This is a genomic window from Duganella alba (assembly GCF_009674495.1).
In the GTDB taxonomy this organism is placed as follows: domain Bacteria; phylum Pseudomonadota; class Gammaproteobacteria; order Burkholderiales; family Burkholderiaceae_D; genus Rugamonas; species Rugamonas alba.
Map to the genome: position 1 here is coordinate 111,352 of NZ_WKJN01000006.1, position 26,504 is coordinate 137,855.

At 63.1% G+C, this 26,504-nt stretch carries 26 protein-coding genes; 12 read left to right on the forward strand and 14 right to left on the reverse strand.

All coding sequences use genetic code 11. The features are described from left to right. Nucleotides 1-64 precede the first annotated feature (64 nt). Entirely contained in the window at nucleotides 65-1,252 is a 1,188-nt protein-coding gene (locus GJ695_RS07955; protein ID WP_154363584.1) for a tetratricopeptide repeat protein, read from the forward strand. On the opposite strand, the gene GJ695_RS07960 is transcribed toward GJ695_RS07955, so the two are convergent. From GJ695_RS07960 to GJ695_RS07995, 8 genes are read right to left on the reverse strand one after another with little or no spacing between them, the layout of a single operon-like run. Then, entirely contained in the window at nucleotides 1,249-1,818 is a 570-nt protein-coding gene (locus GJ695_RS07960) for a hypoxanthine-guanine phosphoribosyltransferase (RefSeq protein WP_154363586.1), read from the reverse strand. The two genes, GJ695_RS07955 and GJ695_RS07960, sit on opposite strands and share 4 nt — an antisense overlap. A 46-nt stretch (nucleotides 1,819-1,864) precedes the next feature. Next, nucleotides 1,865-3,118: a phenylacetate--CoA ligase family protein gene (locus GJ695_RS07965; protein ID WP_208023357.1), complete on the reverse strand. Its 1,254-nt coding sequence runs from the start codon at nucleotides 3,116-3,118 to the stop codon at nucleotides 1,865-1,867. A gap of 8 nt (nucleotides 3,119-3,126) precedes the next feature. Next, nucleotides 3,127-3,936 (reverse strand): ABC transporter ATP-binding protein, encoded by an 810-nt coding sequence (locus GJ695_RS07970; protein WP_208023356.1) that lies wholly within the window; start codon nucleotides 3,934-3,936, stop codon nucleotides 3,127-3,129. After that, on the reverse strand, nucleotides 3,933-5,237 hold the full coding sequence (locus tag GJ695_RS07975; protein ID WP_154363590.1) for an ABC transporter substrate-binding protein: 1,305 nt from the start codon (nucleotides 5,235-5,237) through the stop codon (nucleotides 3,933-3,935). Before GJ695_RS07975 ends, GJ695_RS07970 begins: the two co-directional genes overlap by 4 nt. A 21-nt stretch (nucleotides 5,238-5,258) precedes the next feature. After that, complete coding sequence (locus GJ695_RS07980) at nucleotides 5,259-6,317, reverse strand: branched-chain amino acid ABC transporter permease (RefSeq protein WP_154363591.1); 1,059 nt, start codon at nucleotides 6,315-6,317, stop codon at nucleotides 5,259-5,261. Between the two features lie 3 nt (nucleotides 6,318-6,320). Beyond that, entirely contained in the window at nucleotides 6,321-7,217 is an 897-nt protein-coding gene (locus tag GJ695_RS07985) for a branched-chain amino acid ABC transporter permease (RefSeq protein WP_208023355.1), read from the reverse strand. Further along, complete coding sequence (locus tag GJ695_RS07990) at nucleotides 7,217-8,041, reverse strand: ABC transporter ATP-binding protein (protein ID WP_154363595.1); 825 nt, start codon at nucleotides 8,039-8,041, stop codon at nucleotides 7,217-7,219. The genes GJ695_RS07985 and GJ695_RS07990 overlap by 1 nt, the downstream gene beginning before the upstream one ends. 19 nt (nucleotides 8,042-8,060) lie before the next feature. Further along, nucleotides 8,061-10,004: an AMP-binding protein gene (locus GJ695_RS07995; RefSeq protein WP_166455024.1), complete on the reverse strand. Its 1,944-nt coding sequence runs from the start codon at nucleotides 10,002-10,004 to the stop codon at nucleotides 8,061-8,063. 113 nt (nucleotides 10,005-10,117) lie between these two features. Here GJ695_RS07995 and GJ695_RS08000 point away from each other — a divergent pair, with 113 nt between their 5' ends. Further along, nucleotides 10,118-10,807: a Crp/Fnr family transcriptional regulator gene (locus GJ695_RS08000; protein WP_154363597.1), complete on the forward strand. Its 690-nt coding sequence runs from the start codon at nucleotides 10,118-10,120 to the stop codon at nucleotides 10,805-10,807. A gap of 25 nt (nucleotides 10,808-10,832) precedes the next feature. Here the strand turns inward: GJ695_RS08000 and GJ695_RS08005 are convergent, their stop codons facing one another. Then, nucleotides 10,833-11,747 carry a LysR family transcriptional regulator gene (locus GJ695_RS08005; RefSeq protein ID WP_154363599.1) on the reverse strand — a complete coding sequence of 305 codons (915 nt, stop codon included), beginning with the start codon at nucleotides 11,745-11,747 and terminating at the stop codon, nucleotides 10,833-10,835. A gap of 103 nt (nucleotides 11,748-11,850) precedes the next feature. Here GJ695_RS08005 and GJ695_RS08010 point away from each other — a divergent pair, with 103 nt between their 5' ends. The 7 genes from GJ695_RS08010 (at nucleotide 11,851) to GJ695_RS08040 (ending at nucleotide 17,529) form a co-directional block, all read left to right on the forward strand. Continuing rightward, the gene (locus tag GJ695_RS08010; RefSeq protein ID WP_154363601.1) at nucleotides 11,851-12,624 is read left to right on the forward strand and encodes an SDR family oxidoreductase; all 774 of its coding nucleotides are present in this window, start codon (nucleotides 11,851-11,853) and stop codon (nucleotides 12,622-12,624) included. 70 nt (nucleotides 12,625-12,694) lie between these two features. After that, on the forward strand, nucleotides 12,695-14,521 hold the full coding sequence (locus GJ695_RS08015; RefSeq protein WP_166455023.1) for an aminopeptidase P family protein: 1,827 nt from the start codon (nucleotides 12,695-12,697) through the stop codon (nucleotides 14,519-14,521). After that, the gene (locus tag GJ695_RS08020) at nucleotides 14,518-14,769 is read left to right on the forward strand and encodes a hypothetical protein (RefSeq protein ID WP_154358090.1); all 252 of its coding nucleotides are present in this window, start codon (nucleotides 14,518-14,520) and stop codon (nucleotides 14,767-14,769) included. The genes GJ695_RS08015 and GJ695_RS08020 overlap by 4 nt, the downstream gene beginning before the upstream one ends. Before the next feature lie 8 nt (nucleotides 14,770-14,777). Further along, nucleotides 14,778-15,524: an MgtC/SapB family protein gene (locus tag GJ695_RS08025; RefSeq protein ID WP_154363605.1), complete on the forward strand. Its 747-nt coding sequence runs from the start codon at nucleotides 14,778-14,780 to the stop codon at nucleotides 15,522-15,524. Nucleotides 15,525-15,535: 11 nt separating this feature from the next. Further along, a complete protein-coding gene (locus GJ695_RS08030) occupies nucleotides 15,536-16,108 on the forward strand; it encodes a DUF924 family protein (RefSeq protein ID WP_154363607.1) in 573 nt (190 codons plus the stop codon). Further along, nucleotides 16,108-16,935, forward strand: coding sequence for a Rossmann-like and DUF2520 domain-containing protein (locus GJ695_RS08035; RefSeq protein WP_154363609.1), 828 nt, complete (start codon nucleotides 16,108-16,110; stop codon nucleotides 16,933-16,935). Before GJ695_RS08030 ends, GJ695_RS08035 begins: the two co-directional genes overlap by 1 nt. Before the next feature lie 231 nt (nucleotides 16,936-17,166). After that, the gene (locus tag GJ695_RS08040; RefSeq protein WP_154363611.1) at nucleotides 17,167-17,529 is read left to right on the forward strand and encodes a hypothetical protein; all 363 of its coding nucleotides are present in this window, start codon (nucleotides 17,167-17,169) and stop codon (nucleotides 17,527-17,529) included. 100 nt (nucleotides 17,530-17,629) lie between these two features. Here GJ695_RS08040 and GJ695_RS08045 read toward each other — a convergent pair whose 3' ends face one another. Continuing rightward, a complete protein-coding gene (locus GJ695_RS08045; RefSeq protein ID WP_154363613.1) occupies nucleotides 17,630-18,208 on the reverse strand; it encodes a putative pterin-binding protein in 579 nt (192 codons plus the stop codon). Between the two features lie 43 nt (nucleotides 18,209-18,251). Here GJ695_RS08045 and GJ695_RS08050 point away from each other — a divergent pair, with 43 nt between their 5' ends. The 3 genes from GJ695_RS08050 (at nucleotide 18,252) to GJ695_RS08060 (ending at nucleotide 21,398) form a co-directional block, all read left to right on the forward strand. Then, nucleotides 18,252-18,848 (forward strand): alpha-ketoglutarate-dependent dioxygenase AlkB family protein, encoded by a 597-nt coding sequence (locus GJ695_RS08050; protein ID WP_154363615.1) that lies wholly within the window; start codon nucleotides 18,252-18,254, stop codon nucleotides 18,846-18,848. A gap of 93 nt (nucleotides 18,849-18,941) precedes the next feature. Next, nucleotides 18,942-20,606, forward strand: coding sequence for a methyl-accepting chemotaxis protein (locus tag GJ695_RS30465; RefSeq protein ID WP_308492371.1), 1,665 nt, complete (start codon nucleotides 18,942-18,944; stop codon nucleotides 20,604-20,606). A gap of 186 nt (nucleotides 20,607-20,792) precedes the next feature. Further along, nucleotides 20,793-21,398 carry an outer membrane beta-barrel protein gene (locus GJ695_RS08060; RefSeq protein WP_154363620.1) on the forward strand — a complete coding sequence of 202 codons (606 nt, stop codon included), beginning with the start codon at nucleotides 20,793-20,795 and terminating at the stop codon, nucleotides 21,396-21,398. A 42-nt stretch (nucleotides 21,399-21,440) separates the two neighbouring features. Here the strand turns inward: GJ695_RS08060 and GJ695_RS08065 are convergent, their stop codons facing one another. The 4 genes from GJ695_RS08065 to rarD all read right to left on the reverse strand — a co-directional run bounded on the left by GJ695_RS08065 (nucleotide 21,441) and on the right by rarD (nucleotide 26,405). Further along, nucleotides 21,441-21,704: a hypothetical protein gene (locus GJ695_RS08065; RefSeq protein ID WP_154363622.1), complete on the reverse strand. Its 264-nt coding sequence runs from the start codon at nucleotides 21,702-21,704 to the stop codon at nucleotides 21,441-21,443. A 65-nt stretch (nucleotides 21,705-21,769) separates the two neighbouring features. After that, nucleotides 21,770-23,437 carry an energy-dependent translational throttle protein EttA gene (gene ettA, locus GJ695_RS08070; protein WP_154363624.1) on the reverse strand — a complete coding sequence of 556 codons (1,668 nt, stop codon included), beginning with the start codon at nucleotides 23,435-23,437 and terminating at the stop codon, nucleotides 21,770-21,772. A gap of 109 nt (nucleotides 23,438-23,546) precedes the next feature. Beyond that, nucleotides 23,547-25,457, reverse strand: a complete 1,911-nt coding sequence (locus GJ695_RS08075) for a CocE/NonD family hydrolase (RefSeq protein WP_154363627.1) — start codon at nucleotides 25,455-25,457, stop codon at nucleotides 23,547-23,549. Between the two features lie 63 nt (nucleotides 25,458-25,520). Further along, entirely contained in the window at nucleotides 25,521-26,405 is an 885-nt protein-coding gene (gene rarD / locus GJ695_RS08080; protein ID WP_154363629.1) for an EamA family transporter RarD, read from the reverse strand. Between the last annotated feature and the right edge of the window lie 99 nt (nucleotides 26,406-26,504).

The window sequence follows — 26,504 nt, forward strand, 5'->3', positions numbered from 1 at the left end:
AATCCTGACATTTTTTATAACTCAAAGCAATTACAATTCACTCAATATTGCGGAGGGATGAACGATGAAAACTGGAGTTGCAGTGGGGTTGTCGCTGGCGCTGGTCTGTGCCGCCGGTCATGCGTCGGTGTTGCCGAACAAGGCGGCCGAACCGTTGGTCAATGAAGCCAATGTGCTGGTCGCGCAGGGCAAGTATCAGGAAGGGATCGCCAAATTCCAGGAGGCCGCCAAGGCCGATCCGGCCGCCTCGGGACCGCTGTCGGGCATCGCCAATGTGCTGTTCAAGGCCTCGTTCAACGCCAAAGGCGATGCGGCGGTCAAGCTGCGGCAGCAGGCCGAGGGCGTGGCGCGGCAGGCGCTCACGCTGGGGGCCGACGATCCGCTGGCGCAGGAAGTGCTGCGCAACCTCACCGACGACAAACCGGCGCCGCTACACATGCCGAACCAGGCGGCATGGAAGGCGATGCAGGAAGGCGAAGTGCTGTTCCATTCGAACAAGCTGGACGAGGCGCTGGCCAAATACGATGAATCGCTGCGGCTCGATCCCTTGTATTCCACCGCCGCAGTGAATGCCGGCGATTGCTTCTTCGTGCAAAAGAAATGGCCGGAAGCCGAAGAACGCTTCCGCAAGGCCACCGGGATCGAACCGCTCAATGGCCAGGCATGGCGTTTCCTGGCCGATGCGCTGGGATGGCAGGGCAAATGGTCTGCCTACGAAACGGCGCTGTTCAACGGCGTTGCGGCGCAGCCGAACCAGTTGCCGACGTGGGACAAGCTGGCGTCCTACCGCAACAAACAGGGTTATCCCCTGACGGCGCTGAACCTGAAGCGCAAGTCGCGCGTGGTGCTGGACCCGGAAAGCGGCAAGTTCACCATCAAGCTCGACTCCGACTTCACCGCCGCCGGCAAGCAGGTGCCGGATGGCGCGCTATGGCTGGCGGTGGCGCAATATGAGGTCAACGCCCGTAGCAAAAACCAGCAGGAGAAAGTCGCGGACCAGCCGTTTGCGATCGAGGTGCAGGCCTGGCGCACCGGCCTGGCCATCATCGATGAAACGGTGGCCAACGGCGGCGCGGACATCAGCGATCCGGCGTTGCTGAATCTCCGCATGCTGGCCAAAGACGACCAGCTGGAAGCAGGGCTGCTGCTGCTGGCGTACCGCGAATCCTGGCGCGCCGAATTCGAAGCGTGGAAAACAGCGCACCCGGACGGCATCCGCAAATTCGTGAATACCTACGCGCTGCGTCCTTAGCCTTCGGTGTTAATCGCCCACAGGCCCGGCAGGTTGCGCCAGTAGCCGTAGGCATCCATGCCGAAGCCGACCACGAAGCGGTTCGGGATGGTGATGCCGACGATGTCGGCCTGCACCGGCTTGCTCTTGCCAATGGCCTTGTCGGCAAACACCGCCAGGATCACTTCCTTGGCGCCCATGTCCAGCAGGCGCTGTTTGACGTGGGCCAGCGTTTCGCCTTCATCCAGAATATCGTCCAGCACGATCACGGTGCGGCCGCTGACGTTCGAACGCGGCACCACTTTCCACACCACTTCGCCGCCCCTGTCCTCGTCGCCGTAACGGCTGACGTGGATGTAGTCGAATTCCAGCGGGAAGGTCAGCTGCGGCAGCAGGTTGCCGGTAAAGATCACGGCGCCGCCCATCACGCCCAGCACCAGCGGGAATTCCTCGCTGTCCGGCCGGTCGTAGCGGGCGTTGAGGGTATCGGCCATGGCGGTGACGGCGTTGTCGACGTCCTGCTTGGTGTACAGTTCTTCGGCGCTCTGCATCAGCGCGCGGGCGCGGTTGTGGTGGAAGTCTTGCATGATATTTTTGTTAAACCAAAACGTGAAGGACGATATTATCCCTCAATTAGTCGTAATCACGCACATCCGCGATCACCTTGCCGTCGTTGGGCAGGCTGCCGACCATGACAAACCGCACCTCGCCACGCAGCTTGGTCAGCTTGCGGATCGATTCAACGATGTCCTCGCTGCTGGCGCTGGCGGGATCGGCGACTTCGCAATGCAGCGTCATCATGTCCTGCGCCACGCGTCCTGACACCACCAGGCGCGCCTTCACAATCGCCGGATGACGCTGCGTGATGTCATGCACCTGCGACGGATGCACGAACATGCCGCGTACCTTGGTGGTCTGGTCGGCGCGGCCCAGCCAGCCCTTGATGCGGGTGTTGGTGCGGCCGCAGGGCGAGGGCGCCGCATCGGTCAGAATCGCCGACAGGTCGCCGGTGGCAAAGCGGATCAGCGGGTAGTCGGGATTGAACACGGTGACCACCACTTCGCCCACTTCGCCCGCAGGTACAGGCTCGCCGCTGCCGGGGCGGACGATTTCCAGGATCACGTCTTCATCCAGCACCATGCCCGGATCGCGCACGCCGCCGCTGCGCGTTTCGTAGGCGATGTTGCCGATATCGGCGGAAGCGTAGACCTGCAGCACGCCCGGCAGGCCATGCTCGCCGAACCAGGTGCGCAGCGATTCAGGCAGCGCCTCGGCGCTGACCAGCGCATGCCGGATGCTGTTGATGTCGGCGCCCATCTGCTGCGCCTTCTCGATGATGATCTTTAAAAACGACGGCGTGCCGACGTAGGTGTCCGGTCGCAGCGCCTGGATGGCCTGCACCTGCATTTCGGTCTGGCCGCTGCCGGCCGGGATCACCGCGCAGCCGATGCGCGCGGCGCCGCCTTCGACCATGAAAGCGGCCGGCGTGAAATGGTAGGCGAAGCAGTTTTGCAGCAGGCCGCCGGCACGCACGCCGGCCGCGTACATGGGCCGCGCGAAGCGCCACCAGTCCTGGCCGCGTCCTTCCGGATCGAAGATGGGGCCGGGCGACATGTAGACGCGCGCCAGCTGGCCCACCGGCGTGGTGTTCAAGCCGCCGAATGGCGCCTGCCGCGTTTGCAGGTCGTGCAGGTCCGACTTGCGCGTGACCGGCAGCGTGGCCAGCGCCGCGCGGCTGTTGATATCCGCCGCGTTGACGTCCTTGAGGATGCGCGACCATCCGGCCGCCGCCTTGGCGCGCGCCACCAGCTGCGGCAAACGCGCCATCAGTTCACGCTCGCGCTGATCGGGTGGGCGGGCTTCCAGGTTGTCCAGTGTGTCGGTCATGACGGTCCTTATGCCAGCCAGCGCTTGCGGCGCCGGTAAAATTTCATGTCGCGGAAGCTCTTGCGGCCGGCGCCGGAGACGCCAAGGTAGAACTCCTTGACGTCTTCGTTGCAGGACAGGTCGGCCGCCGCGCCTTCCATCACCACGCGGCCGTTTTCCAGGATGTAGCCGAAGTCCGCATAGCGCAAGGCGATGCTGGTGTTCTGCTCGGCCAGCAGGAAGGAGACGTTCTCCTTGCTGTTCAAATCCTTGACGATGCCGAAGATCTCTTCAACGATCTGCGGCGCGATACCCATCGACGGTTCGTCCAGCAAAATCATCGACGGCCTGGCCATCAGCGCACGGCCGATGGCGCACATCTGCTGCTCGCCGCCGGAGGTGTAGCCGGCCTGGCTGCCGCGCCGCTCGCGCAGTCGTGGAAAGTAGTGGTAGACCTTTTCCAGCGATGCCTTCAGTTCCGAACGGGAGGCGTTGCGCGTGTAGGCGCCGGTCAACAGGTTTTCCTCGATGGTCAGGTGGCCGAAGCAGTGGCGGCCTTCCATCACCTGCGACAGGCCGCGCCTGACCAGTTCATTCGGCGTCAGCTGGTCGATGCGTTCGCCCTTGAACTGGACTTCGCCCTTGGTCACGTCGCCACGCTCGCCGCGCAGCAGCGTGGAGATGGTTTTCAGCGTGGTCGACTTGCCGGCGCCGTTGGCGCCCAGCAGCGCGACGATCTTCCCTTGCGGGACTTGCAGCGACACGCCTTTCAGCACAAGGATGACGTGGTCGTAGATAACTTCCACGTTATTCACAGACAGATACGGAGCGGCCATCATTTCGCGCAGGCCGGCGTGATTTTCTTCTCGGCCGCATAGGCCGCGGAGCTTTCTTCCAGCAGTTGGCGGGTCAGCGCCTTGTCGCCGACGATCCAGTTCGGCGTGACGGCATTCCACTTCTTGCCATCCCACTGCTGCACCTTGACCGCGCCGGAGCCTTCATGATCCTCGCAACTGGTCTTCACTACCGGCAGCATGCCGAAGGCGCCGATGGCTTTCTGCCGCGCCTCGTCCACGTTCAGGTTCTCCAGGCCCCAGCGCATTTGCTCGCCGGTGATGCGCTTGCCCTTGCCAAATTTCTCCTGCGCGGTGCGGATCGCCTCCACCCACAGGATCGCTGCGCTCACGCCGCGCATGTGGTACACGCTGCCGATGCGCGATGCATCGGCCATATTGCCCTTGCCGGCGTCGTAGAGTTTTTTGCGGATCTCATCGAGCACCGGGTAATTGCCGGGCGTGTTGAAGGTCATGGCGCTGTAGCCCTTGGCCGCATCGCCTGTCGGTACGGTGTCTTCTTCCGAACCGGCCCACCACACGCCGAGGATTTTCTCGCGCGGGAAGCCGTTGCGCTGCGCGGTCTTGATGGCCACCGCGTTCATTGATCCCCAGCCCCACAGGATCACGTGATCCGGCTTGGCCTGGCGGATCTGCAGCCACTGTGACTGCTGCTCGCTGCCAGGTGGCGTGACGGGGATCTTGATCAGTTCAAAGCCATATTGTTTCGACAGCGCCTCCAGCACCGGCAAGGGTTCCTTGCCGAACGCCGAGTCGTGATACAGGTGCACGATTTTCTTGCCTTTCAGCTTGGCCATGCCTCCTTCCTTGTCGCCAAGGTATTTGATCATCGCGGCGGCCTGGTTCCAGTAGCTGGTAATCAGCGGGAAGACATAGGGGAAGACCTTGCCGTTGGCGGCGTCCGAGCGGCCGTAGCCGATCATCGTCATCGGGATTTTATCGACGGCCAGACGATCCAGGATGCCGTAGGCCACACCGGTGGACAATGGTTCGACCAGCGTCGCGCCGCCGTTTTTGGTTTTCAGCCGCTCGTAGCACTCCACGCCGCGCGATGGGTTGTATTCCGTCTCGCACTCTTCCCATGAAATCTTCACGCCGTTCACGCCGCCGGACAGATTCACCAGGTTGAAGTAGTCGATAATCCCGCCATAAAAGCCGGAACCGCCCGCCGCATAAGGGCCGACGCGATACGAGGGCAGGGCGATGTACTGTTCCGCGGGCTGCGCGATGGCCGCGCCGTTGGCGGCCAGTAACAGCACTGCGATGAGGGATGCGAAGCGTTTCATAGACTTGTCTCCTGTATTTTTTTAGTGAGGGAACGGCCACAGACGCAATTTCTCTTTACCTATTTGCCACAAACGCGCCAAGCCATGCGGCTCGACGATCAAGAAGAAGATAATCAGTGCGCCGAACACCATCAGCTCCAGGTTGGAGGCAACGCTGGTCGGCAGCGCAAGGCTGTGCGCCACAATGTTCAGCATCACCGGCAGCAGCACGATGAAGGCCGCGCCCAGGAAGGAGCCAAGCACCGAACCGACGCCGCCGATGATAATCATGAACAGGATGCGGAACGACAGATCGAGGTTGTAGGCTTCCGGCTCCACGGTGCCGAGATACGCATATGCATACAGCGCGCCGGCCACGCCGCAGTAGAACGAGCTGACGGCGAACGCCAGCAGCTTGGTGCGCATCAGGCGGAAGCCGATCACTTCGGCCGCCACGTCCATGTCGCGCACCGCCATCCACGAGCGGCCGACATTGGAACGGATCATGTTCTTGGCCAGCAGCGCCATCACCGCCACCACGGCCAGCACCAGCAGGTATTTGCTGGCCGGCGTATCGAAGACATAGCCAAGGATGACGATGGGTTGCGCGGTGATGACGCCGGAAGAGCTGTAGTTGGTCAGATAGGGAATCTTGGTCAGGCACCAGACCACGAAGAACTGCGTGGCCAGCGTGGCGGCGGCCAAATAGAAGCCACGGATGCGCAGCGACGGCAGCCCGAACGCAATGCCGACCAGCGCCGCGCTCAAGCCTCCCAGCACAAACGCCAGCAGCACCGGCAGGCCGGGAATGCGCAGGATGAAGTTATACGAAGCGAAGGCGCCCACCGCCATGAAAGCCGCCGTGCCGAGCGACAGCTGGCCCGCGTAGCCGGTCAGGATATTCAGGCCGATCGCGGCCAGCGAGAAAATCAAAAACGGTATCAGGATCGCCGACAGCGCATACGGCGACGCAAGCAGCGGCACGGCGACAATCGCCACCGCCATCAGCGCCAGCAGCGCAATGCGGTCCTGCAGAATAGGGAAGATCTGGCCGTCGGCCTGGTAGCTGGTCTTGAACTGTCCTGCTTCGCGATAGAGCATGGTTCAGATTCTCCGGATGATTTTTTCGCCGAACAGCCCTTCGGGCCGCACCAGCAGGAACAGCAAGGCCAGCACGTAAGGGAACCAGCCCTCGATGCCGCCGCCGACTATCGGTCCGATGTAGACCTCGGCCAGCTTTTCGGAAGCGCCGATAATCAGCCCGCCGACAATCGCGCCCGGCATGGAGGTAAAGCCGCCAAGGATCAGCACCGGCAGCGCCTTCAGCGCCACAAACGTCAGCGCGAACTGCACGCCATTGCGCGCGCCCCACAGCATGCCCGCCACCAGCGCCACCAGTCCCGCCACCGCCCACAGCACGGCCCAGATGCGTTGCAGCGGAATGCCCACCGCCAGCGCGGCCTGGTGATCGTCGGCGACAGCGCGCAGCGCGCGGCCCACTTTGGTTTTCGAGAACAGCAGGGCCAGCGTGGTCACCAGCAGCCCGCACACGGCGGCGGCCATGATGTCGAACTGCGAAACGAGGATGTTGTAGTTGTCCATCAGGTACTGCGACGGCACGTCTTCTATCGGCAGCTCCAGCTTGCGCACCTGCGCGCCGAACATCAGCTGCGCCAGGCCTTCGATGAAGAACGCCAGGCCGATGGTGGCCATGAACAGCGTGATCTCCGGCTGGTTGACCAGGGGCCGCAGCACCACGCGTTCGATCGCCAGGCCAAGCACTATCATCACCGCGACGGTGATCGGCAGCGCGATCCACAGCGAGACGCCCAGCTTGTCCATCACGCCCACGCAGGTCAGCGCGGCGAAGTACACCATCGCACCCTGCGCGAAGTTGAACACGCCGGATGCCTTATAAATCAGCACGAAGCCGATCGCCACCAACGCATACATCACGCCCGACAGCAGGCCGCCAATCAGCACCTCGAAGAAGAAGTTCATCAGCATCCCACCCCAAGGTAAGCATTGATCACGTCCTGATTGCCGCGCACTTCATCCGGCGTGCCGTCGCCGATTTTCTTGCCGTAGTCGAGCACCACCACGCGGTCCGAGATATCCATCACCACGCCCATGTCATGCTCGATCAGCACGATGGTGGTGCCGAATTGATCGTTGACGTCGAGGATGAAGCGGCACATGTCCTGCTTTTCCTCGACATTCATGCCGGCCATGGGCTCGTCCAGCAGCAGGATCTCCGGTTCGGCGGCCAGCGCGCGGCCCAGTTCCACGCGCTTTTGCAGGCCGTAGGGCAGGCGACCGACCGGCGTCTTGCGGATGGCTTGAATCTCCAGGAAGTCGATGATCTCTTCGGCCTTGATGCGGTGGGCGATTTCCTCGCGCCGCGCCGGTCCCCAGTACAGCGCCTGCATCAGGAAGTTGGATGTCATCTTCAGGTTACGGCCGGTCATGATGTTGTCGAGGACCGTCATGCCCTTGAACAGCGCGATATTCTGGAAGGTGCGGGCGATGCCGGATTTGGCGGCGGCGTGGCAGTCCATATTCCTGCGCACCTCGCCGCGATAGACGATCTCCCCTTGTTGCGGACGATACACGCCGTTGATCACGTTGAGCATCGAGCTTTTGCCGGCGCCATTCGGGCCGATGATGGCGCGGATCTCGTGCTGGCGCACGTCGAAGGAAATGTCGGTCAGCGCCTTCACGCCGCCGAACGACAGCGAGATGTTTTTCAGGTCGAGGATCACCGCGCCCGTTTCGCGCCGCGCCGGCGTCGTGCCGAAATGTGCCTCTGGCTCGTTCATTTGCATTTGCGCCTCCCGCCCTCTGTTATGCCGCGGCCTGCACTGCAGGATAGGTCTTGCAGGATTCGATCTTCAGATCCGCCGCCACCAGGCCGGTGCGGCCATCCTCGAACTTGACCAGCGTTTCGATGTGCTGCGCGGCCTTGCCGCCGTAGAGCGCATCGATCAGCACCGCATACTTTTCGGCGACGAATTTGCGGCGCACCTTGCGCGTGCGGGTTAGCTCATCGTCGTCCGGGTCCAGCTCCTTGTGCAGCACCAGGTAGCGGTGGATCTGCGTGTCGCTCATCGCAGCTTCGGCGGCCAGGTCGGCGTTGACCTGTTCGATGCAGTCCTTCACCAGTCCATACACGGCGGGATGCGCGGCCAGGTCGGTGTAGCCGGAATAGGCGATGCTGCGGCGTTCCGCCCAGTTGCCCACAGCCTCCATATCGATGTTGATGAAGGCGCACACCGCATCGCGCCGGTCGCCGAACACCACCGCCTCCTTGATGAAGGGGAAGAACTTGAGTTTGTTCTCGACGTAGTTGGGCGCGAAGATGGCGCCGCTGTTCATGCGGCCGACGTCGGCGGCGCGGTCGATGATCTTCAGGTGGCCGTCGCTGTCGAACAGGCCGGCGTCGCCGGTGTGGAAGTAGCCCTGCGCGTCGATCGCTTCACTGGTGGCGTCGGGACGCTTGTAGTAGCAGTCCATCAGCGTCGGCGACTTGACCAGCACTTCGCCGTTGTCGGCCAGCTTGACCTCGACGCCGGGCGCCGGCAGGCCGACGCTGTCGAACTTGATCTGGCCGTCCGGTTGCAGACAGATGTAGGCGCAGGTTTCGGTGGAGCCGTAGAACTGCTTCAGATTCACGCCGATGGAGCGATAGAAGCGGAACAGATCCGGTCCGATCGCGGCGCCGGCGGTGTAGGCGACGCGGATGCGCGACATGCCCAGCACATTCTTCAGCGGTCCGTAGACCAGCGCCTTGCCCAGCGCGTAGCGCAGGCGGTCGCCCAGCGGCACCGGCTTGTTGTCTAAAATTTGAGCACCGCAGCGCCGCGCCACGCCCATAAAGTAGTGGAACATGCGGCGCTTGATGGCGCCGGCGTCCTCCATCCGTATCATCACCGTGGTCAGCATGTTTTCGAACACGCGCGGCGGGGCGAAGTAATAAGTGGGGCCGATTTCGCGCATATCGGTCATCACGGTCTCGCCGGATTCGGGGCAGTTGACGGTGAAGCCGGCGGTCATGGCCTGGGCGAAGGAGAACAGGCAGTCGCCTACCCACGCCATCGGCAGGTAGGACAGGATGTCTTCCTGATCGGTGAGGTGTTCGAAACCGACGCCGCCCGTGCCGGCCGCCGTCAGCGCGGCGTGGGTCTGGCACACGCCCTTGGGCTTGCCGGTGGTGCCCGAGGTGTAGAGGATGATGGCGTTGTCGCCGCCCCGGCCTTCGGCCACGTTGGCTTCGAAAAATCCGGGATGCGCCTTGTCCCAGGCGCGGCCCAGCTCCTGCAACCGGGCGAAGGACAGCAGGCCTTGCTGCCGGTAGTGGCGCATGCCGCGCTCGTCGTCGTAGGCGACGTGGCGGATGTGTGGGTATTGGGATTGCAATTCAAGCAACTTGTCGACCTGTTCCTGGTCTTCGACGATGGCATACTGGATCTCGGCGTTTTCCAGTACGTAGGCCATGTCGGCGGCCGGCGCGTCCTGGTACAGCGGCACCGGCACACCGCCCAGGCATTGGGCGGCCAGCATCGACCAGTACAGGCGCGGGCGGTTGTCGCCGATGATGGCCAGGTTCATGCCCCGTTTAAAGCCGAGCGCGGCCAGGCCGCAGGCGAGGGCGCGCACTTCGCCGTTGACCTCGGCCCAATTCCAGGTCTGCCAGATGCCCAGGTACTTTTCGCGGAACGCGGGCTTGCCGGGCCGGATCTGGCCGTGCGCGAGCAGTCGCCGAGGAAAGGTCTCGTGTTCGTTGTGCACCAGTGTCTCCTGTTGCTGTTTTGTTTTTTTGTGTGATGATATTAGCCTGCCGCGAGGAGGCAGGTTGTCTTTTCGACGACAATTCACGGACTTTTCTATGGTGCATCGCAAAAATGTCTGATCGAGATCAAATTACTTTGAAGGAAGCATTGCGTTCCGCGATCTGGGCGAAAGACCTGACGCCGGAACAAATGGCGCGCGTCGAGGCCGACACCTTTGAAACCTTTGTGCCGAAGGGTGGTTATGTCTGCCGCAAAGGGGAAATGGTCGAGAATTGGCTGGGTATTATCGATGGCATGGTGAAGATGAATAATTTTTCTTCCAATGGTAAAAGCGTGACTTTTACCGGTGTGCCGACCGGCGGCTGGTTTGGCGAAGGCACGGTGTTAAAAAATGAAACCTTGAAATATGACGCCATGGCATTGCGCGACAGCCGCATCGCACGCATGCCGGTCGCGACATTCATGTGGCTGCTGGATAATAGTCTGCCTTTTAGCCGATTCCTGCTGATGCAATTAAACGAGCGCCTCGGTCAGTTTATCGGCATGGTGGAAAACGATCGTTTATTGAATCCGGATACGCGCGTGGCGCGCTGTCTGGCGTCGTTATACCATTCGCATTTATATCCCAGCCTGGAGAAAAGCGTGCATATCTCGCAGGAGGAACTGGGATTATTATCCGGCGCCTCGCGCCAGCGCGCGAATCAGGCTTTGCAGCTGCTGGAAAGGCAAGGCCTGCTCAGTCTTGATTATGGCGGTATTCGTATACTCGATCTGGAGGGGTTACGGCGTTATGAGGCTTAGCAGGCTTTTTTTTCGCCAAAGCATGCTAATAATTGGCATGTATCCGCCAATTTCCGGCGCGTGCAAGGTCGATGAAGGCCCTCAGCTTGGCCTGCTGCTGGGTGCGGGCGGGAAAGTAAAGATATAGTCCGGACGTCGGCGGAATAAATTCCGACAGTGTTTTATGCAGCCGTCCTGCCGCCAGATCGGCGGTGATTTCCATTTCAGGCAGATAAGCCAGACCTTGCGACTGACGGCAGAAATCGGCGATTAAAGCCGTATCGTTGGCGATTAATCCGCCGCCGGTTTCCACTTCAAAATCCTGCGCATTACGCGAAAAGCGCCAGCGGTGCAAAGCGCCGGAACCGGTAAACCGATAACGTATCGTTTGCCGTGTAATTAAATCTTCCGGCGTGTCCGGGTGACCATATTCTCTAAAATAATCGGCCGAGCCTACGACACACCATTCCAGTTGCGCTGTCAGCGGCACCATCACCATATCCTGGGCCACAGCTTGTCCCAGCCGTATGCCGGCATCGAAGCCGCCTGCGATTAAATCGATGGCGCCGTCATCCAGTGATATATCCAATGTTATCTCGGGATATTCTCGACGGAATTGCGGAACCAGCGTGGTTAAAACCAGTCGACCCAGATTGCGCGGCACGGTTAAACGCAGCGTGCCTATTGGTTTGTCGCGGTAAACATTCAAGGCGGAAAAAGCGTCGTCTATTTGCGACGTTGCCGAACGCAGTTGCGCATATAAGGCTGCGCCGGCCTCCGTCAGCGCCACGCTGCGCGTTGTGCGTTTGAACAAAACCACGCCGTGGCGCTGCTCCAGCATCTTGATGGCCTTGCTGGCGGCCGTGGTGGTGATGCCTGTTTTTGCGGCAGCAGCGCTGAAACTGCGCTGCTCGGCCACCGCCAGGAAGGTCCGGACGCCGTCGAGGGAAGCTGTCTTCATGATCTTAATTGTGAACTTATGGTTCAGAGAGCATATCAGTTTGCGGTCTTTAAGATCACAATCGTCCCGCCTAAGATGGCCGTTTCAATCAACGGGGGACATCATGTTTTCTTTGCAAAACCAACGGGTACTGGTCACGGGCGGCACCAAAGGCGTCGGTCGGGAGGTGGTGGCGCTGATGCACGCCGAGGGCGCGCGCGTGCTGACCACCGCCCGCAGCCCGGGCGATCAACTGCCGCCGGGTGCTGTCTTTATTGCTGCCGACCTGACCACGGCGCAGGGCTGCACCGCTGTCGCGCAGGCGGTGCGGGAACACCTGGGCGGCGTCGACCTGATTGTCCACGTGGCGGGCGGCTCCAAGGCGCCGGTCGGCGGCTTTGCCGTGCTGGACGATGACGAATGGGCGCAGGCGCTGAATTTCAACCTGATGCCGTCCGTCCGCCTGGACCGTGCCCTGCTGCCGGGCATGCTGGAGCAGGGCAAGGGCGTGATTATCCACGTCACCTCGATCCAGAGTCGGCTGCCGCTGCCGGAGTCGACCACCGCTTACGCGGCGGCCAAGGCGGCGCTGTCCACCTACAGCAAAAGCCTGTCGAAGGAAGTCAGCCCCAAGGGCGTGCGGGTGTTGCGCGTGTCGCCGGGCTGGATCGAGACCGATGCCGCCACCGCCTTCGTCAACGACCTGGCCGCCAAGGCCGGCAGCGGCTACGAGGCCGCGCGCCAGAGCGTGATGCAGGCGCTGGGCGGCATTCCGCTCGGCCGTCCGGCCCAGCCGCGCGAGGTGGCCGAGCTGATCGCCTTCCTGGCCTCGCCGCTGGCGGCCGGCCTGACCGGCCAGGAATACGTCATCGACGGCGGCACTATTCCTGTGGCCTGAGCGTCCGCCGGAGGGAGGGCATTCGGAGTATCATAGCGACAAGCTATGCCGCAGCGGCGGCGCACGGAATTTGAACTCTGCCATGCATACTCCAGACCCCTCCCAAGTCGCCGAGCGCCTCGCGTTGCTGCGGGCCGCCATGCGCCAGTCAGGCATCGACGCGCTGATGATTCCATCGGCCGATCCGCACCTGTCCGAATACCTGCCCGAGCGCTGGCAGGGCCGCGAATGGGCCACGGGTTTCACCGGCTCGGTCGGCACCTTCATCGTCACGCCGGAATTCGCCGGCCTGTGGACCGACGCCCGCTACTGGACCCAGGCCGAGCAGCAACTGGCCGAAACCGGCATCCAGCTGATGAAGCTGACCTCCGGCGCCAGCGTGCAGTATGTGGACTGGCTGGCCGGCCACCTGAAATCCGGCCAGACGCTGGCCGTTGACGGCGCCGTGCTGGGCCTGGCCATCGCGCGCCTGCTGCAAACCGCGCTGGACGCCAAAGACGTCAAGCTGCGCACCGACCTCGATCTGCTGCAACAGGTGTGGCAGGACCGCCCGCCGCTGCCGGCCGCGCCGGTGTACGAGCATCTGCCGCCCTACGCGTCGAAAAGCCGCAGCGGCAAGCTGGCCGACCTGCGCGGCGCGATGCAGCAGGCCGGCGCCAACCGCCATTTGATCTCGACGCTGGACGATATCGCCTATTTGTTCAATTTGCGCGGCGCCGATGTCAATTACAACCCGATTTTCCTGTCGCATGCGCTGGTGACGCCGACCCGCGCCACGCTGTACGTCGCCGACGGCAAGATCTCGCCCGACCTGCGCGCCGCGCTGGCGGACGAAGGCATCGAGGTCGCGCCCTACGAATCGGCCGCCGCCGCGCTGGCCGCCCTGCCTGCCGACAGCACCCTGCTGCTCGACCCGCGCCGCGTCACCTACGGCACGCGCCAGTGGATACCGGCCAAGGTCAAAGTGGTCGAAGCGCTCAATCCGACCACGCTGGCCAAGTCGCGCAAGAGCGAACAGGACGCCACCCACGTGCGCGCCACCATGGAGCAGGACGGCGCCGCGCTGTGCGAATTCTTCACCTGGCTGGAACAGACCCTGTCCAACCCGGACCGCGATCCGCTGACCGAAGTCGACATCGACACGCACCTGACCGCCGCCCGCGCGCGCCGTCCCGGCTTCATCAGCCCGAGCTTCGCCACCATCGCCGGCTTCGGCGCCAACGGCGCCATCATGCATTACCGCGCCACCGAGGCGCGCCACGCCACCATCGAAGGCAACGGCCTGCTGCTGATCGACTCCGGCGGCCAGTACCTGGGCGGCACCACCGACATCACGCGCGTGGTGGCGGTCGGCCGCATCGGCGACGAGCACCGGCGCGATTTCACGCTGGTGCTGAAGGGGATGATCGCCTTGTCCGCCACCCGCTTCCCGCGCGGAACGAAATCGCCGATGCTGGACGCCATCGCCCGCGCACCGCTGTGGGCCGAAGGCCTGGACTTCGGCCACGGCACCGGCCACGGTGTCGGCTACTTCCTGAATGTGCACGAAGGCCCGCAGTCGATTTCGCCGTCGGCCATGCCGGAGCCGCACACCGCCATGGAGCCTGGGATGATCACCTCGATCGAGCCGGGCCTGTACCGGCCGGGCCGCTGGGGCATCCGCATCGAAAACCTGGTGCTGAACCGTGCCGCCGGCCAGGCCGAGTTCGGCGAATTCCTCAACTTCGAAACGCTGACGCTGTGCCCGATCGACACGCGCTGCATCGAACCCACGCTGCTGCGCGACGATGAAAAGCGCTGGCTGAACGATTACCACGCGACGGTGCGCAAGCGCCTGTCGCCACTGCTGTCCGGCGACGCGCTGGATTGGCTGAAAACCCGAACGGAGACCTTATGAGCGGACGCGCGACCCGAGCCACATCAGCGATAGACCGCCTGAAACGCCGCACCGGCAACGAAAAATACTCGATGTCGGTGACCGGCAGCGGCCATTTCTTCCTGGCCGAAGGCGCCGGCAATCCGCCGCTGTGCGCGCCGATGGAGCTGGACGACTTCGTCGCCTTCGTCAACAGCATCGCCCCGCTCGCGCCCAAGCGCGTGAGCAAACTGGATATCGCCTTCGAAAAACAGCTGGTTAAAAAATAAGGCACTTCATGCCCCCCATCGACTTCCTCACGGCTTACTGGTCGCAGTCCGAACTCGCCACCAACCTGGTGATTTTGCTGAATTTGCTGGGCGCCCTGCTGCTTGGGCTGATGGTGGGCTATGAGCGTTCGTACCATGGCCGCGCCGCCGGCATGCGCACCTATGGGCTGGTGTGCATGGCCTCCGCCGCGTTGACCGTGATTGGCGGCTATCCGTCGCACTGGTTCGGCGGCCACGTGTCGCAATACCTGGTCAGCTCCGACCCGACGCGCATCGTGCAGGGCATCGTCACCGGCATCGGCTTCCTTGGCGCCGGCGTCATCATGCGCGAAGGCTTCAACATCAGCGGCCTGACCACGGCGGCGTCGATCTGGGCCTCGTCCGTGATCGGCGTGATGGTGGGCGTTGGCTTCTACATGGGCGCCATGGGCCTGGCCTTGCTGTGCGCCGGCTCGATGGTGTTCCTGACGCGTGTGGAGGCCTGGCTGCCGTCGCGCCACGCCATCGCCATCACCATGCGCTTCAGGACCGGCTACAAGCCACAGGAACAGGCGTTGCGGACGATGGCTTTGCAACGCGGCTACGAAATCGCCGGCGGCTCGCTGATGATCGGCAGCGACGGCGGCATGCAGGAATGGCGCTTCGTCGCCATCGCCTTCAGCAAGCGCAGTGGCGCGCCGATGTCGGTGCTGTCGGCGGAACTGGCCGAATTTGAAGGCATCCACAGCTTCCAGCTGACCCACGCCCGTAACTGAAGAAGCACGCCATGAACGCACAAGCCCAAGCCATCATCGATTTCTGGTTCACCGGCGCGCCGCGCCGCGAGTGGTTTATGAAGGACGCCGCCTTCGACCGCGACATCGCCCAGCGCTTCGGCGCCGAGATCGAACAGGCGCTGGAAGGCGGCCTGCATCAGTGGGATGCCGAAGGCCCGCGCGCGGCGCTGGCGCGCATCCTGGTGCTGGACCAGTTCTGCCGCAACGTCTACCGCGACACGCCGCTGGCGTTTGCCGGCGACCACCAGGCCTTGCAGGCCGCGCTGGACATGATCGATGCCGGCGAGGACCAGCAGCTGTCCCCATTCGAGCGCGCCTTCGTCTACCTGCCGCTGGAGCACGCCGAGGATGTCGCCATGCAGGAGCAGGCGGTGGCGATGTTCACGCGCCTGGCCGAGGCGGAGCCGGGCGACAAGGGCATCGCCGGCATGCTGGATTACGCCAAGCGCCATCACAGCGTGATCCGGCGCTTCGGTCGCTTCCCGCACCGTAACGAGATCCTCAAGCGCGCATCGACGCCGGCCGAAGTGGAATTCCTCAAGCAGCCCGGATCGAGGTTCTGATGGCCTCCGCTTTGAATCTGATCGGCGCCGGCCACGTGGGCCGCGTGTTCGGGCGGCTGTTCGCGCAGCACGGCGTGTTCCAGATCGGGCAGGTGCTGACACGCTCGCAGGACTCGGCGCGGCAGGCGGTGGACTTCATCGGCGCCGGCATCGCGGTCGGCGCCTACGACCAGTTGCAGGCGGCGGCCGTGCACGTGCTGGCGGTGGGCGACGACCAGATCGTGCCGGCCTGCGAGGCGCTGGCGCGCGCCGTGCCGCTGGACGGCAGCATCGTGTTCCATTGCAGCGGCGCGCTGGCCTCGGACAAACTGCAGGCCGCGCGCGACGCCGGCGCGCTGGTCGCCAGCGTGCATCCGATCCGCAGCTTTGCCGATCCGGCCGCGGTGGCTGCACAATTTGCAGGCACCTTCTGCGGCATCGAGGGCGACGCCGGCGCGCTGGCGGTGCTGATGCCGGCGTTGCAGGCCATCGGCGCGCAGCCGGTGCCGATCGACGCCGCCGCCAAGACCGTGTACCACGCGGCGGCGGTGTTCGCGAGCAATTACCTGGTCACCGTCCTGGACGCCGCTTTGCGCGCCTATCAGGCCGCCGGCATTCCGGAGGCGGTGGCGCGCCAGCTGGCGCAGCCGCTGGCCACCGAATCGATGGCGAATGTGTTCCGGCTGGGCGCCGCCGCCGCGTTGAGCGGCCCCATCGCGCGCGGCGACCTGGCCACTGTGGCGCGCCAGCAGCAGGCCGTCAGCCAGTGGGATGCCGACACCGGGGCGTTGTATCAGGCGCTGGTGGCGCCCACCACAGCGTTGGCGCTTAGAAAACAGCAGAAATAGGGCTTCATCGCTTATCTCCTTGCAAATTACTACTTAACAACTATATTTTAAGTAGTTGCGCCCTTTGTCCGGGACAAGCGGCTTGCAGTTGTAATGCCACGAATTCACAAAATAAGTGCGGGATCAGTCGACAAACCGCACGATTAGCAATAAGCTTGTTTCTTAGAATGTTTTCTATAAGAATCAATCTGCAAGCTAACCGGCGCTAAATTTGGATAGTAGGGGTAGAACATGTTATTTCTGAAAAGTACGACCGTCACGAAAGCGCCTGGGATTTACGACGTAGACATCGCCGCCAAACCGCCAGGCAAGACCTTTGGCGTGTTCGTGGCAACCGACCCGGACAATCCTCCAACCGAAGTGCTGGCCCAACTGGCCGCGCTCGGCTTCAAGCAAACCTATAGCGGTGGCTACACCCACAAGGACCGCGGCAAGGTACTGGATCTGCACTTCCAGAAGGCCGGCACCGATCTGTTCGAAGGCTGGAAGGCTGAAGAGCTGGAAGCCAATATGGCGGCCATTACCGCGCTGTTCAGCGGCATCGGCATCACCATCGCGCCACGCGTCATGAGCCTGGCCGAAGCCTACGCCTAAGAGATCGTTTCAAAAAGACCGCAGCTTCGTTCCGGCTCCTCGCCGTGCAGCTGCACTGTCTTCGCCGCCGCGCCTCGCCGCGGCCATGTTGAAACAATCTCTATGGCGCCACGTCGATGTGATACAGCGCCCACGGCGCGCCGCCGAAACGTCCCGCCAGCGGGAGGGCGGCCAGCTCGGGCACTTTATCCGCATCGCACAGCGCCCATAACGGGCCCAGTCCGCCCAGCGCCATCGGCGCGCCGTCCATCTGGGTGGCGACGATCCAGCGCTGCGCGCGCGCCTGCGCCACCGTCACGGCCGCCGCATAGCCATCCACCGCCCGCAAGATCAGTTTGGTGTCGTCGCCCAGTTTCGCGCCGGCCGCCTGCACCACGTCCAGCAGCAGCGGGCCGCGCAGCGTGTGCGGTTTGGCGTCGTATTCCAGCGTCGGCTTGATGCTGACCGCCGGCAGCGCCGTCAGCGCCGCGTAATCGAAGGCGTGTGCCTGCTCGAAGCTGATTTTCTGCTTGGCCATCATCACATCGCGCGTCGGATCGAGCTTGCCGCGATTCGGCTTGCCGATGGCGCCGGTGACGGTCAGCAGCGTCGGGCCGGCCGCGGTGGCGGCGCGTGCCGGCAGCGCGGCGGCGGACAGGCCGGCCAGCGCGGCCGTGCCCAGGAACTGGCGTTTCTTCATGCGGAGAACTCCTCGAATGCGTAGTGCCGGTATCATACCGTGCATGGACTTATTTGCCGACGACACCACCCTCCAATCCATCCCGATCGACGATGGCGAACTATGGTTCCAGCAGCGGCTGGCGCTGGACCTGGCGCCGGACGAGGTGATGCGTCGCCTGCAGGCCGAGACCGACTGGCGCGCGGAAGAAATCCAGGTCTGGGGCAAATGGCACATGCAGCCGCGACTGTCGGCATGGCATGGCGAAGCCCGCTACCGTTATTCCGGCAAGACCTTCGATCCGCTGCCGTTCACGCCTTTGCAGCTGCACATCAAACAGGCGGTCGAGCGCGAGACGGGGCGGCGTTTCAACAGCGTGCTGCTCAACTACTACCGTGACGAGCGCGACAGCATGGGCTTTCACGCCGACGACGAGCGCGAGCTGGGACCGGACCCGGCGGTGGCATCGGTCAGCTTCGGCGCGCCGCGCACCTTCATCCTCAAGCACCGTACCTTGCCCAAGACCATCAAGCTGGCGCTGGGCGACGGCTGTCTGCTGCTGATGGCCGGTGCCTTGCAGCAGCACTGGCTGCATGGCATCAACAAGGAGCGCACGCCGCGCGGGCCGCGCATCAACCTGACCTTCCGCATGATCGTCTGAAACGGGCCGCGCACGGTTCGATAAGCAACAGCCAGACGCGGTGCAGGCTGCTATCGTAGTCCTCTTCACTTGGGAGGACCTATGCTTAGCAACATGAAAGTCGGTACCAAACTCATCATTGGCTTCACGCTGGTCGCGGTGATCGGCGCCATCGTCGCCTGCATCGGCATCATCAGCATGAGCCAGTTGAACACTGCGGCCGATGCCATGTACCGCGAAGACCTGGTCGGGCTTTCCTACATCAAGGAAGCCAACATCAACCTGATCTACGCTGGCCGCGCGCGCACCACCTTCCTGGCCGCCACCTCCGGCGAGGAGCGCGCCAAGGTCAAGGCCGATGTCGTGAAATACCTGGACGTGATGGACGACTATCTGGCCAAGGCCAAGCCGCTGTTCGTTTCCGAAGCCGGGCAGAAAATGCTGCGCGACTATGTGGCGCCGGCGCAGGAATACCGGCGCGTGATCGTCGCCGCGCTGGACGTGGCGGACCGCGAACCGCTGGCGACGCGTTCCGAAGAAACCACGCGCGCCCACGTGCTGGCGCGCACGCAAGCCGACAACCTGGACAAGCTGCTGGATGTCATGGTCGACCTGAAGGAAAAGCGCGCCAGCGAGAAGGCCGCCGCCACCAGCGCGCTGTACCACTTCAGCCTGACGCTGATGATCGCGTTGGTTGTGGGCAGCCTGGTGGCCGGCCTGGCGCTGGGCGCGCTGATCACCCGCGCGTTGACACGCCAGCTGGGCGGCGAGCCGGGCGACGTGGCCCAGGTGGCGGGCAAGATTGCCGATGGCGATCTGACGGTGGACGTGGACCTGCGGCAGAACGACAACCGCAGCGTGCTGTTCGCCATGAAGTCCATGCGCGACAGCCTGGGCGGCATCGTCGGCCAGGTGCGCAACGGTACGGACACCATCGCCACCGCGTCGGCGCAGATCGCCAGCGGCACGCAGGACTTGTCGGCGCGCACCGAGGAGCAGGCCGGCGCGCTGGAACAGACCGCCTCGTCAATGGAAGAGCTGACTTCGACCGTCAAGGCCAACGCCGACCACGCGCGCCAGGCCACCGAGCTGGCGCGCTCGGCCTCCAGCGTGGCGCAGCGCGGCGGCGTGGTGGTGGACGAGGTGATCGGCACCATGGGCGCGATCAACGCGTCGTCCAGCAAGATTGCCGACATCATCGGCGTGATCGACGGCATCGCCTTCCAGACCAATATCCTGGCCCTGAATGCGGCGGTGGAGGCGGCGCGGGCCGGTGAGCAGGGACGCGGCTTTGCGGTGGTGGCGTCGGAGGTGCGGACGCTGGCGCAGCGCTCGGCCACGGCGGCCAAGGAAATCAAGCAGCTCATCGACGAATCGGTCAGCAAGGTGGGCGATGGCGCGCGCCAGGTGGACGAGGCGGGCGTGACCATGCGGGAAATCGTCGCCAGCATCCAGCGCGTGGCCGACATCATGGCGGATATCCAGGCCGCCAGCCACGAGCAGACCACCGGCATCGAGCAGATCAACCAGGCCATCGTGCAGATGGACCAGGTGACGCAGCAAAACGCCGCCCTGGTGGAGGAGTCGGCGGCGGCGTCGGAAGCGATGCAGGATCAGGCCCGCAAACTGGCCGAACTTGTAAGCGTTTTCCGTGTCGAGCAGGGTTCGGCGGTGCGGCCGGCGCCGCGCGTCGCGCCCAAACCGGCGCTGAAATTGCCCAAACCGGCGCCGCGTAAGCCTGTTGTTAAGGAATCGACAACGGATTGGGAGGAATTTTAAGCTATCCTTAAGTTTGGCAGATCTTGAAATTTCCCAATGATCGTTTGGCTTACATCTCGTCACACTTCTTACTAATTCGGCCGTGACGAGGGTTGGCTGGAGTGCTATCTTGGATACATCGCAATTCAATAGCAACTGCGATCCCAAGCAAGTCCGCTTCAACCATTTTGCTGAAAGATCAAAATCATGAAAAAAATTATCTTTGCTTTAGTCGCTTCCGCAGCCGCCCTGGGTGGTTCCGCCGCTTACGCTCAATCGAACACCCAGGATGCCCCAGGCACTGGCTACATCGGTGCGGGCGTGGTTGGCAGCCGTTATGACTTCGACACCGCCGGCGCTGGCGCCGTCAGTGGCGACAACCACAGCGGCACCAAGGCAGCCGGCAAGATCTACGGTGGCTACAACATCGACAGCACCTGGGCAGTGGAAGCCGGTTATACCGACTTCGGCAAACGCAGCTACAACTACACGCAGAACGGCGCTGCCGGCGGCCTGAACACCGACGCGCACTCGTACTACGTGGCTGGTAAAGGCACCTGGCCTGTGGCCCGCGACTTCGCCGTGTTCGGCAAACTGGGTGTGGCCCGCAACCACAACGAAGTGACCACCTCGGGCATCGCCTCGGTGAACGGTAGCGACAACAAAACCGCGCTGTACGCATCGGTGGGTGGCGAGTACGCCATCAACAAAAACGTGAAGGTCTCGCTGGAGTATGAAAACTACGGCAAGGCTGACATCGACACCGGCCGCAAAGCCGGCGCCGTCACCGCCGGCCTGCGCTACAACTTCTAAGCGCGCCGCGTAGTCTCTTCAAGTAAGAAAAGCCGGTCCCTGCTAACGTGGGGGCCGGCTTTTTGTTTCACGGTCGATCAGGTGCATGATCAGGACGATGCCGACCATGATGAACAGCGAAATGCCGTGGATTCTGCTGTAGGTATAGACCGCTTCGCTGACCTCGGTGTATTTGCCGTGGTTGCCAAGGAAGAAGTGGCCGTCGACTTTCTTGCCGTTGAGCCCGTCGCCGCCGAGCAGCATCGAACTGGCAAACAGGCTGAAGAAGTTGATGTAGACCAGCGCGATGAAGATTTTTCGAAACATGGCGGTTTCTAAAGTAAAAAACCTCGAAATCCGTTGCCGGCTTTCGAGGTCTGGTGCGTCGACGTTTAGTTCGTCAGCGGCTTGTAGCGGATGCGTTTTGGCTTGGCGCCTTCTTCACCCAGGCGTTTCTTCTTGTCGGCTTCGTACTCTTGATAATTGCCGTCGAAGAAGGTGACTTGCGAGTTGCCTTCGAACGCCAGGATGTGGGTGGCGATACGGTCCAGGAACCAGCGATCGTGGGAGATCACCATCACCGAGCCGGCGAATTCCAGCAGCGCATCTTCCAGCGCGCGCAGGGTTTCGATGTCCAGGTCATTCGACGGTTCATCGAGCAGCAGCACGTTGCCGCCCTTGAGCAGCGTCTTGGCCAGGTGCAGGCGGCCGCGTTCACCACCGGACAGGTTGCCGACGATCTTCTGCTGGTCGCCGCCCTTGAAGTTGAAGCGGCCCAGGTAGGCGCGCGACGGCATTTCGAAGCGGCCCACGCTGAGGATATCGGCGCCGCCCGACACATCTTCAAACACCGTCTTGGCATCCTGCAGCTTGTCGCGGTTCTGGTCGACCAGCGACACGCGCGCGGTCTGGCCGATCACCACTTCACCGCTGTCCGGCTTGTCCAGGCCGGCGATCATCTTGAACAGCGTCGACTTACCGGCGCCGTTCGGGCCGATGATGCCGACGATGGCGCCCGGCGGAATCGTGAACGACACATTGTCCAGCAGCAGGCGGTCGCCGAAGCCCTTGGACACGTTCTTGAATTCGATCACTTCATTGCCCAGACGCTCGGCCACGGGAATGAAGATCTCCTGGGTCTCGTTGCGCTTCTGGTATTCGTACTCGCTCAGCTCGTTGAAGCGGGCCAGGCGGGCCTTCGACTTGGCCTGGCGCGCCTTCGGATTCTGACGCGACCATTCCAGTTCTTTCTGCAGCGCGCGTTGACGGGCCGATTCGGTGGCTTCTTCCTGCTTCAGGCGGTCCTGCTTCTGATCCAGCCACGACGAGTAATTACCTTTCCATGGAATGCCATGGCCACGGTCCAGTTCCAGGATCCACTCGGCCGCATTGTCCAGGAAGTAGCGATCGTGGGTGATGCCGACCACGGTGCCAGGGAAGCGCAGCAGGAACTGCTCCAGCCATTCCACCGATTCCGCATCCAGGTGATTGGTTGGTTCGTCGAGCAGCAGCATGTCCGGCTTCGACAGCAGCAGTTTGCACAGCGCCACGCGGCGCTTTTCGCCACCGGACAGGATGCCGACCTTGGCGTCCCATGGCGGCAGGCGCAGCGCGTCGGCGGCCATTTCCAGTTGCAGGTTCAGGTTGCCGCCATCGGACGACGAAATGATCGCTTCCAGGCGCGCCTGCTCGGCGGCCAGCGCGTCGAAGTCGGCGTCTTCCTCGGCGTAGGCGGCGTACACGGCGTCCAGCTTGGCTTGCGCCTCAAACGCTTCGCCCAGGCCCGATTCCACTTCCTGGCGCACGGTTTTTTCCGGGTCCAGCTGCGGTTCCTGCGGCAGGTAGCCGATGTTCAGGCCCGGCATCGGACGCGCTTCGCCCTGGATGTCGGTGTCGATGCCTGCCATGATTTTCAGCAGGGTGGACTTGCCGGAGCCGTTCAGGCCCAGCACGCCGATCTTGGCGCCCGGGAAGAAGGACAGCGAAATATCTTTCAGGATCTGGCGCTTGGGCGGGACGATTTTGCCCACGCGGTTCATGGTGTAGACGTAATTGGCCATTACTGAGGCTTTCTAAAAAAATAAACAATAACTAATTTTACAGGCGATGGCGTGCATTATAGGCGCGCCGCCATGCGGTGCGGCGCGCTTTGCCGGCCTGTACGCCGGTTTATTTGACGGCGGTGCTGGCCGGCACCACCGGCAGCAGCACGGCGCTGGCGCCGGCCGTACCGTGTTGCACCGAGATGGTGGCTTTCTTGAAATCTTCAGGTTTGGCGAAGAAGATATTCGGCACATAGGTTTGCGGATTGCGGTCGTACAGCGGGAACAGCGTCGACTGGATCTGCACCATGATGCGGTGGCCCGGCTTGAACACGTAGTTCACGGTCGGCAGGCGGAACTTGTACCGCTGCACGGCGCCGGCCGGAATCGCCGATGGATGCTCGAAGCTCTCGCGGTAGCGGCCGCGGAAGATGTCCATGCTCACCGGCAGCTCGTAGCCGCCCATTTCCGGCTGCTCGGCCACGGTCGGCGGGTAGACGTCGATCAGCTTGACGACGAAATCGCCGTCGGTGCCGGTGGTTTTGGCGTAGATGTCGGCATAGGGCGCGCCTTGCACGGTGACCGCCTCGGTCAGCACCGGCGTCTTGTACGACAGCACGTCGGTGCGGGTGGTCAGCGCGCGCTGGTCCTGCAGCAGCCAGGTGGTCCAGCGCGAACGGTCGCCAAAGCTCATCGGCGGCGCCAGGAACGGCACCGGCTTGGCCGGGTCGGACACATAGCTGTCCTCGCCGGCGGCGGCGGCCTTGAAGCCCAGGCCGCTGTCGGCCTGCAGGTACAGCGGCGTCAACGTGGTGGCGCCCGGCCAGTCGGCGAATTTGTCCCAGCGGTTTTCCGAGGCGTTGTAGATCAGCACCGGCGGCAGCGCTTCAGCCGGCTTCTGGTCCTTCAGGTAGGTGTTGAAGAACGGGATCAGCGTGTCCTTGCGGAAGTCGGCCGAGGCGTCGCCTTTCCACTTGAACGGACCCAGGCGCTCGGCCGAGCCGTTCACCTGGCTGTGATACCACGGACCCATCACCAGGTGGTTGTTGCCGGCCTTGCCCTTGGCCTTCAGCGCTTCCCAGGTGATGATGGCGCCGTACATGTCTTCCTGGTCCCACAGGCCCTGCAGCCACATGGTCGGCACGCTCGACGGCTTGGCCGCGACGAATTTGTCCAGCGCCTGGCCCTGCCAGAAGGCGTCGTAGGACGGGTGTTCCGACAGGCGCTTCCAGAAGCCCAACTGGTCGAAGCCGTTCTGCCTGGCCCAGTTGCCGGCGGTGCCGGCGTCGAGGAAGTTCTGGTAGTCGTCCACGCCCACGCGCGGCACCTTGTCGCCCTTGCCGGTCTTGCTGGTCTGGCCGCTGAAGTAGTCGAGGTTGACCTGGCGGAAGGCGCCGTAGTGGAACCAGTCGTCGCCCATCCAGCCGTCGATCATCGGGCTTTCCGGCGCCGCCACTTTCAACGCGGGGTGCGGGCCGAGCAGGGCCATGGTCACGGTCCAGCCGTCATACGACGAACCGATCATGCCCACGCGCTGGTTGCTTTCCTTGACGTTCTTCACCAGCCAGTCGATGGTGTCGTAAGCGTCGGTGGTGTCGTCGGTCTTGGTCGGATTCAGCGCGCCGATCGGCGGACGCGTCATCACGTACTTGCCTTCCGAGCCGTATTTGCCGCGGATGTCCTGGTACACCAGGATGTAGCCGTCATCGACCCACTCGCGGTTGGCCGAGCGCACCGAGTCGCGCATGTTCAGCATGCCTTTTTGCGCGAAGCCATCGGCGTCGTAAGGGGTGCGTTCCAGCAGCATCGGCAGGTTGGCGGCGCCGTGCGGCACCAGGATCACGGTGTGCAGCTTGACGCCGTCGCGCATCGGTATCATCACCTCGCGGCGGGCGAAGTTGTAGCCGGTTTCCGGCGCTTTCCATTTGGCCGGGATGTCCGTGCCGAGTTGGACCATGGAAGCGTCCGGCGCTTGTTGCGCCAGCGCGGCCGAGGCCAGTGTACTTGCCAGGAATACAGGGAGGAGATGATGTCGCATGTGCCGCTACCCTTCAAAAAGTGAGCCGAGGAAAAAATCCAATCGATTGTAGCTGAAGCGGCGTCAGGCGGCAGCAGCCTGGCGCCGGCTGATCCACAATCCCTCCACCACGTACAGCAGCAGCGCCGTCCAGATGATCAGGAAACCGACCAGCCGTTCGGACGAGAACGCTTCGTGGAACACCCATACGCCCAGCAGCGCCTGCATGGTCGGCGACAGGTATTGAATCAGGCCCAGCACCGCCATCGGAATCTTGCGCGCGCCGGCGGCGAACAGCAGCAGCGGAATGGCGGTGATCGGCCCGGCCGCCGCCAGCAGCCAGCGCGTGCTGTCGTGCGGCGTGTTGACGAAGGTGTTCTGGCCGTGCCAGCCCAGCCACAGCACATACACCAGCGCCAGCGGGAACAGGATCATGGTTTCCAGCGACAGGCCTTCCAGCGCGGCCAGGGCCGCCGTCTTGCGCAGCAGGCCGTAGCCGCCGAAGGTGATGCCTAAAATTAAGGCAATCCACGGCAATTGGCCGGCCTGCCAGGTCAGCCAGGCCACGCCGCTGGCGGCCACCGCCATGGCGATCCACTGGCCGCGGCGCAGTTTTTCCTTCAGCACCAGCACGCCCAGCAGCACGTTGATCAGCGGATTGATGAAATAGCCCAGGCTGGCGTCGATGACGTGGCCATTGTTGACCGACCAGATGTAAATGAACCAGTTGGCGGTCAGCAGTACGGCGCTGGCGACGAAGCTGGCCAGGATGCGCGGCTGGCGCAGCACCGCCGGCAGCCATTTCCACTGCCGCCGCACGGTCAGCACGATGACCAGGAACAGCAGCGACCACAGCATGCGGTGCGCCAAAATTTCCTGCGGCGGCACCTCGCCGATGGCGTGGAAGTACAGCGGGAACAAGCCCCAGCAAAAGAACGCGAACGTGGCGTACAAAATACCTGAATTCATGGGGCGAATCTGCCAAAAGATGTGGACGGTCTGACATTATGTCCCATCTTTACGCGCTCCGCTGACGGCCGCGCTCGCGCTGGCGTCCCGGGCGGCGTA

Excerpts from the sequence above, each read along its gene's own strand:
- GJ695_RS07955 (WP_154363584.1), top strand. The coding sequence starts at position 65 with ATGAAAACTGGAGTTGCAGTGGGGTTGTCGCTGGCGCTGGTCTGTGCC.
- GJ695_RS07960 (WP_154363586.1), bottom strand. The coding sequence starts at position 1,818 with ATGCAAGACTTCCACCACAACCGCGCCCGCGCGCTGATGCAGAGCGCC.
- GJ695_RS07965 (WP_208023357.1), bottom strand. The coding sequence starts at position 3,118 with ATGACCGACACACTGGACAACCTGGAAGCCCGCCCACCCGATCAGCGC.
- GJ695_RS07970 (WP_208023356.1), bottom strand. The coding sequence starts at position 3,936 with ATGATGGCCGCTCCGTATCTGTCTGTGAATAACGTGGAAGTTATCTAC.
- GJ695_RS07975 (WP_154363590.1), bottom strand. The coding sequence starts at position 5,237 with ATGAAACGCTTCGCATCCCTCATCGCAGTGCTGTTACTGGCCGCCAAC.
- GJ695_RS07980 (WP_154363591.1), bottom strand. The coding sequence starts at position 6,317 with ATGCTCTATCGCGAAGCAGGACAGTTCAAGACCAGCTACCAGGCCGAC.
- GJ695_RS07985 (WP_208023355.1), bottom strand. The coding sequence starts at position 7,217 with ATGAACTTCTTCTTCGAGGTGCTGATTGGCGGCCTGCTGTCGGGCGTG.
- GJ695_RS07990 (WP_154363595.1), bottom strand. The coding sequence starts at position 8,041 with ATGCAAATGAACGAGCCAGAGGCACATTTCGGCACGACGCCGGCGCGG.
- GJ695_RS08000 (WP_154363597.1), top strand. The coding sequence starts at position 10,118 with ATGTCTGATCGAGATCAAATTACTTTGAAGGAAGCATTGCGTTCCGCG.
- GJ695_RS08005 (WP_154363599.1), bottom strand. The coding sequence starts at position 11,747 with ATGAAGACAGCTTCCCTCGACGGCGTCCGGACCTTCCTGGCGGTGGCC.
- GJ695_RS08010 (WP_154363601.1), top strand. The coding sequence starts at position 11,851 with ATGTTTTCTTTGCAAAACCAACGGGTACTGGTCACGGGCGGCACCAAA.
- GJ695_RS08020 (WP_154358090.1), top strand. The coding sequence starts at position 14,518 with ATGAGCGGACGCGCGACCCGAGCCACATCAGCGATAGACCGCCTGAAA.
- GJ695_RS08025 (WP_154363605.1), top strand. The coding sequence starts at position 14,778 with ATGCCCCCCATCGACTTCCTCACGGCTTACTGGTCGCAGTCCGAACTC.
- GJ695_RS08030 (WP_154363607.1), top strand. The coding sequence starts at position 15,536 with ATGAACGCACAAGCCCAAGCCATCATCGATTTCTGGTTCACCGGCGCG.
- GJ695_RS08035 (WP_154363609.1), top strand. The coding sequence starts at position 16,108 with ATGGCCTCCGCTTTGAATCTGATCGGCGCCGGCCACGTGGGCCGCGTG.
- GJ695_RS08040 (WP_154363611.1), top strand. The coding sequence starts at position 17,167 with ATGTTATTTCTGAAAAGTACGACCGTCACGAAAGCGCCTGGGATTTAC.
- GJ695_RS08045 (WP_154363613.1), bottom strand. The coding sequence starts at position 18,208 with ATGAAGAAACGCCAGTTCCTGGGCACGGCCGCGCTGGCCGGCCTGTCC.
- GJ695_RS08050 (WP_154363615.1), top strand. The coding sequence starts at position 18,252 with ATGGACTTATTTGCCGACGACACCACCCTCCAATCCATCCCGATCGAC.
- GJ695_RS30465 (WP_308492371.1), top strand. The coding sequence starts at position 18,942 with ATGAAAGTCGGTACCAAACTCATCATTGGCTTCACGCTGGTCGCGGTG.
- GJ695_RS08060 (WP_154363620.1), top strand. The coding sequence starts at position 20,793 with ATGAAAAAAATTATCTTTGCTTTAGTCGCTTCCGCAGCCGCCCTGGGT.
- GJ695_RS08065 (WP_154363622.1), bottom strand. The coding sequence starts at position 21,704 with ATGTTTCGAAAAATCTTCATCGCGCTGGTCTACATCAACTTCTTCAGC.
- ettA (WP_154363624.1), bottom strand. The coding sequence starts at position 23,437 with ATGGCCAATTACGTCTACACCATGAACCGCGTGGGCAAAATCGTCCCG.
- GJ695_RS08075 (WP_154363627.1), bottom strand. The coding sequence starts at position 25,457 with ATGCGACATCATCTCCTCCCTGTATTCCTGGCAAGTACACTGGCCTCG.
- rarD (WP_154363629.1), bottom strand. The coding sequence starts at position 26,405 with ATGAATTCAGGTATTTTGTACGCCACGTTCGCGTTCTTTTGCTGGGGC.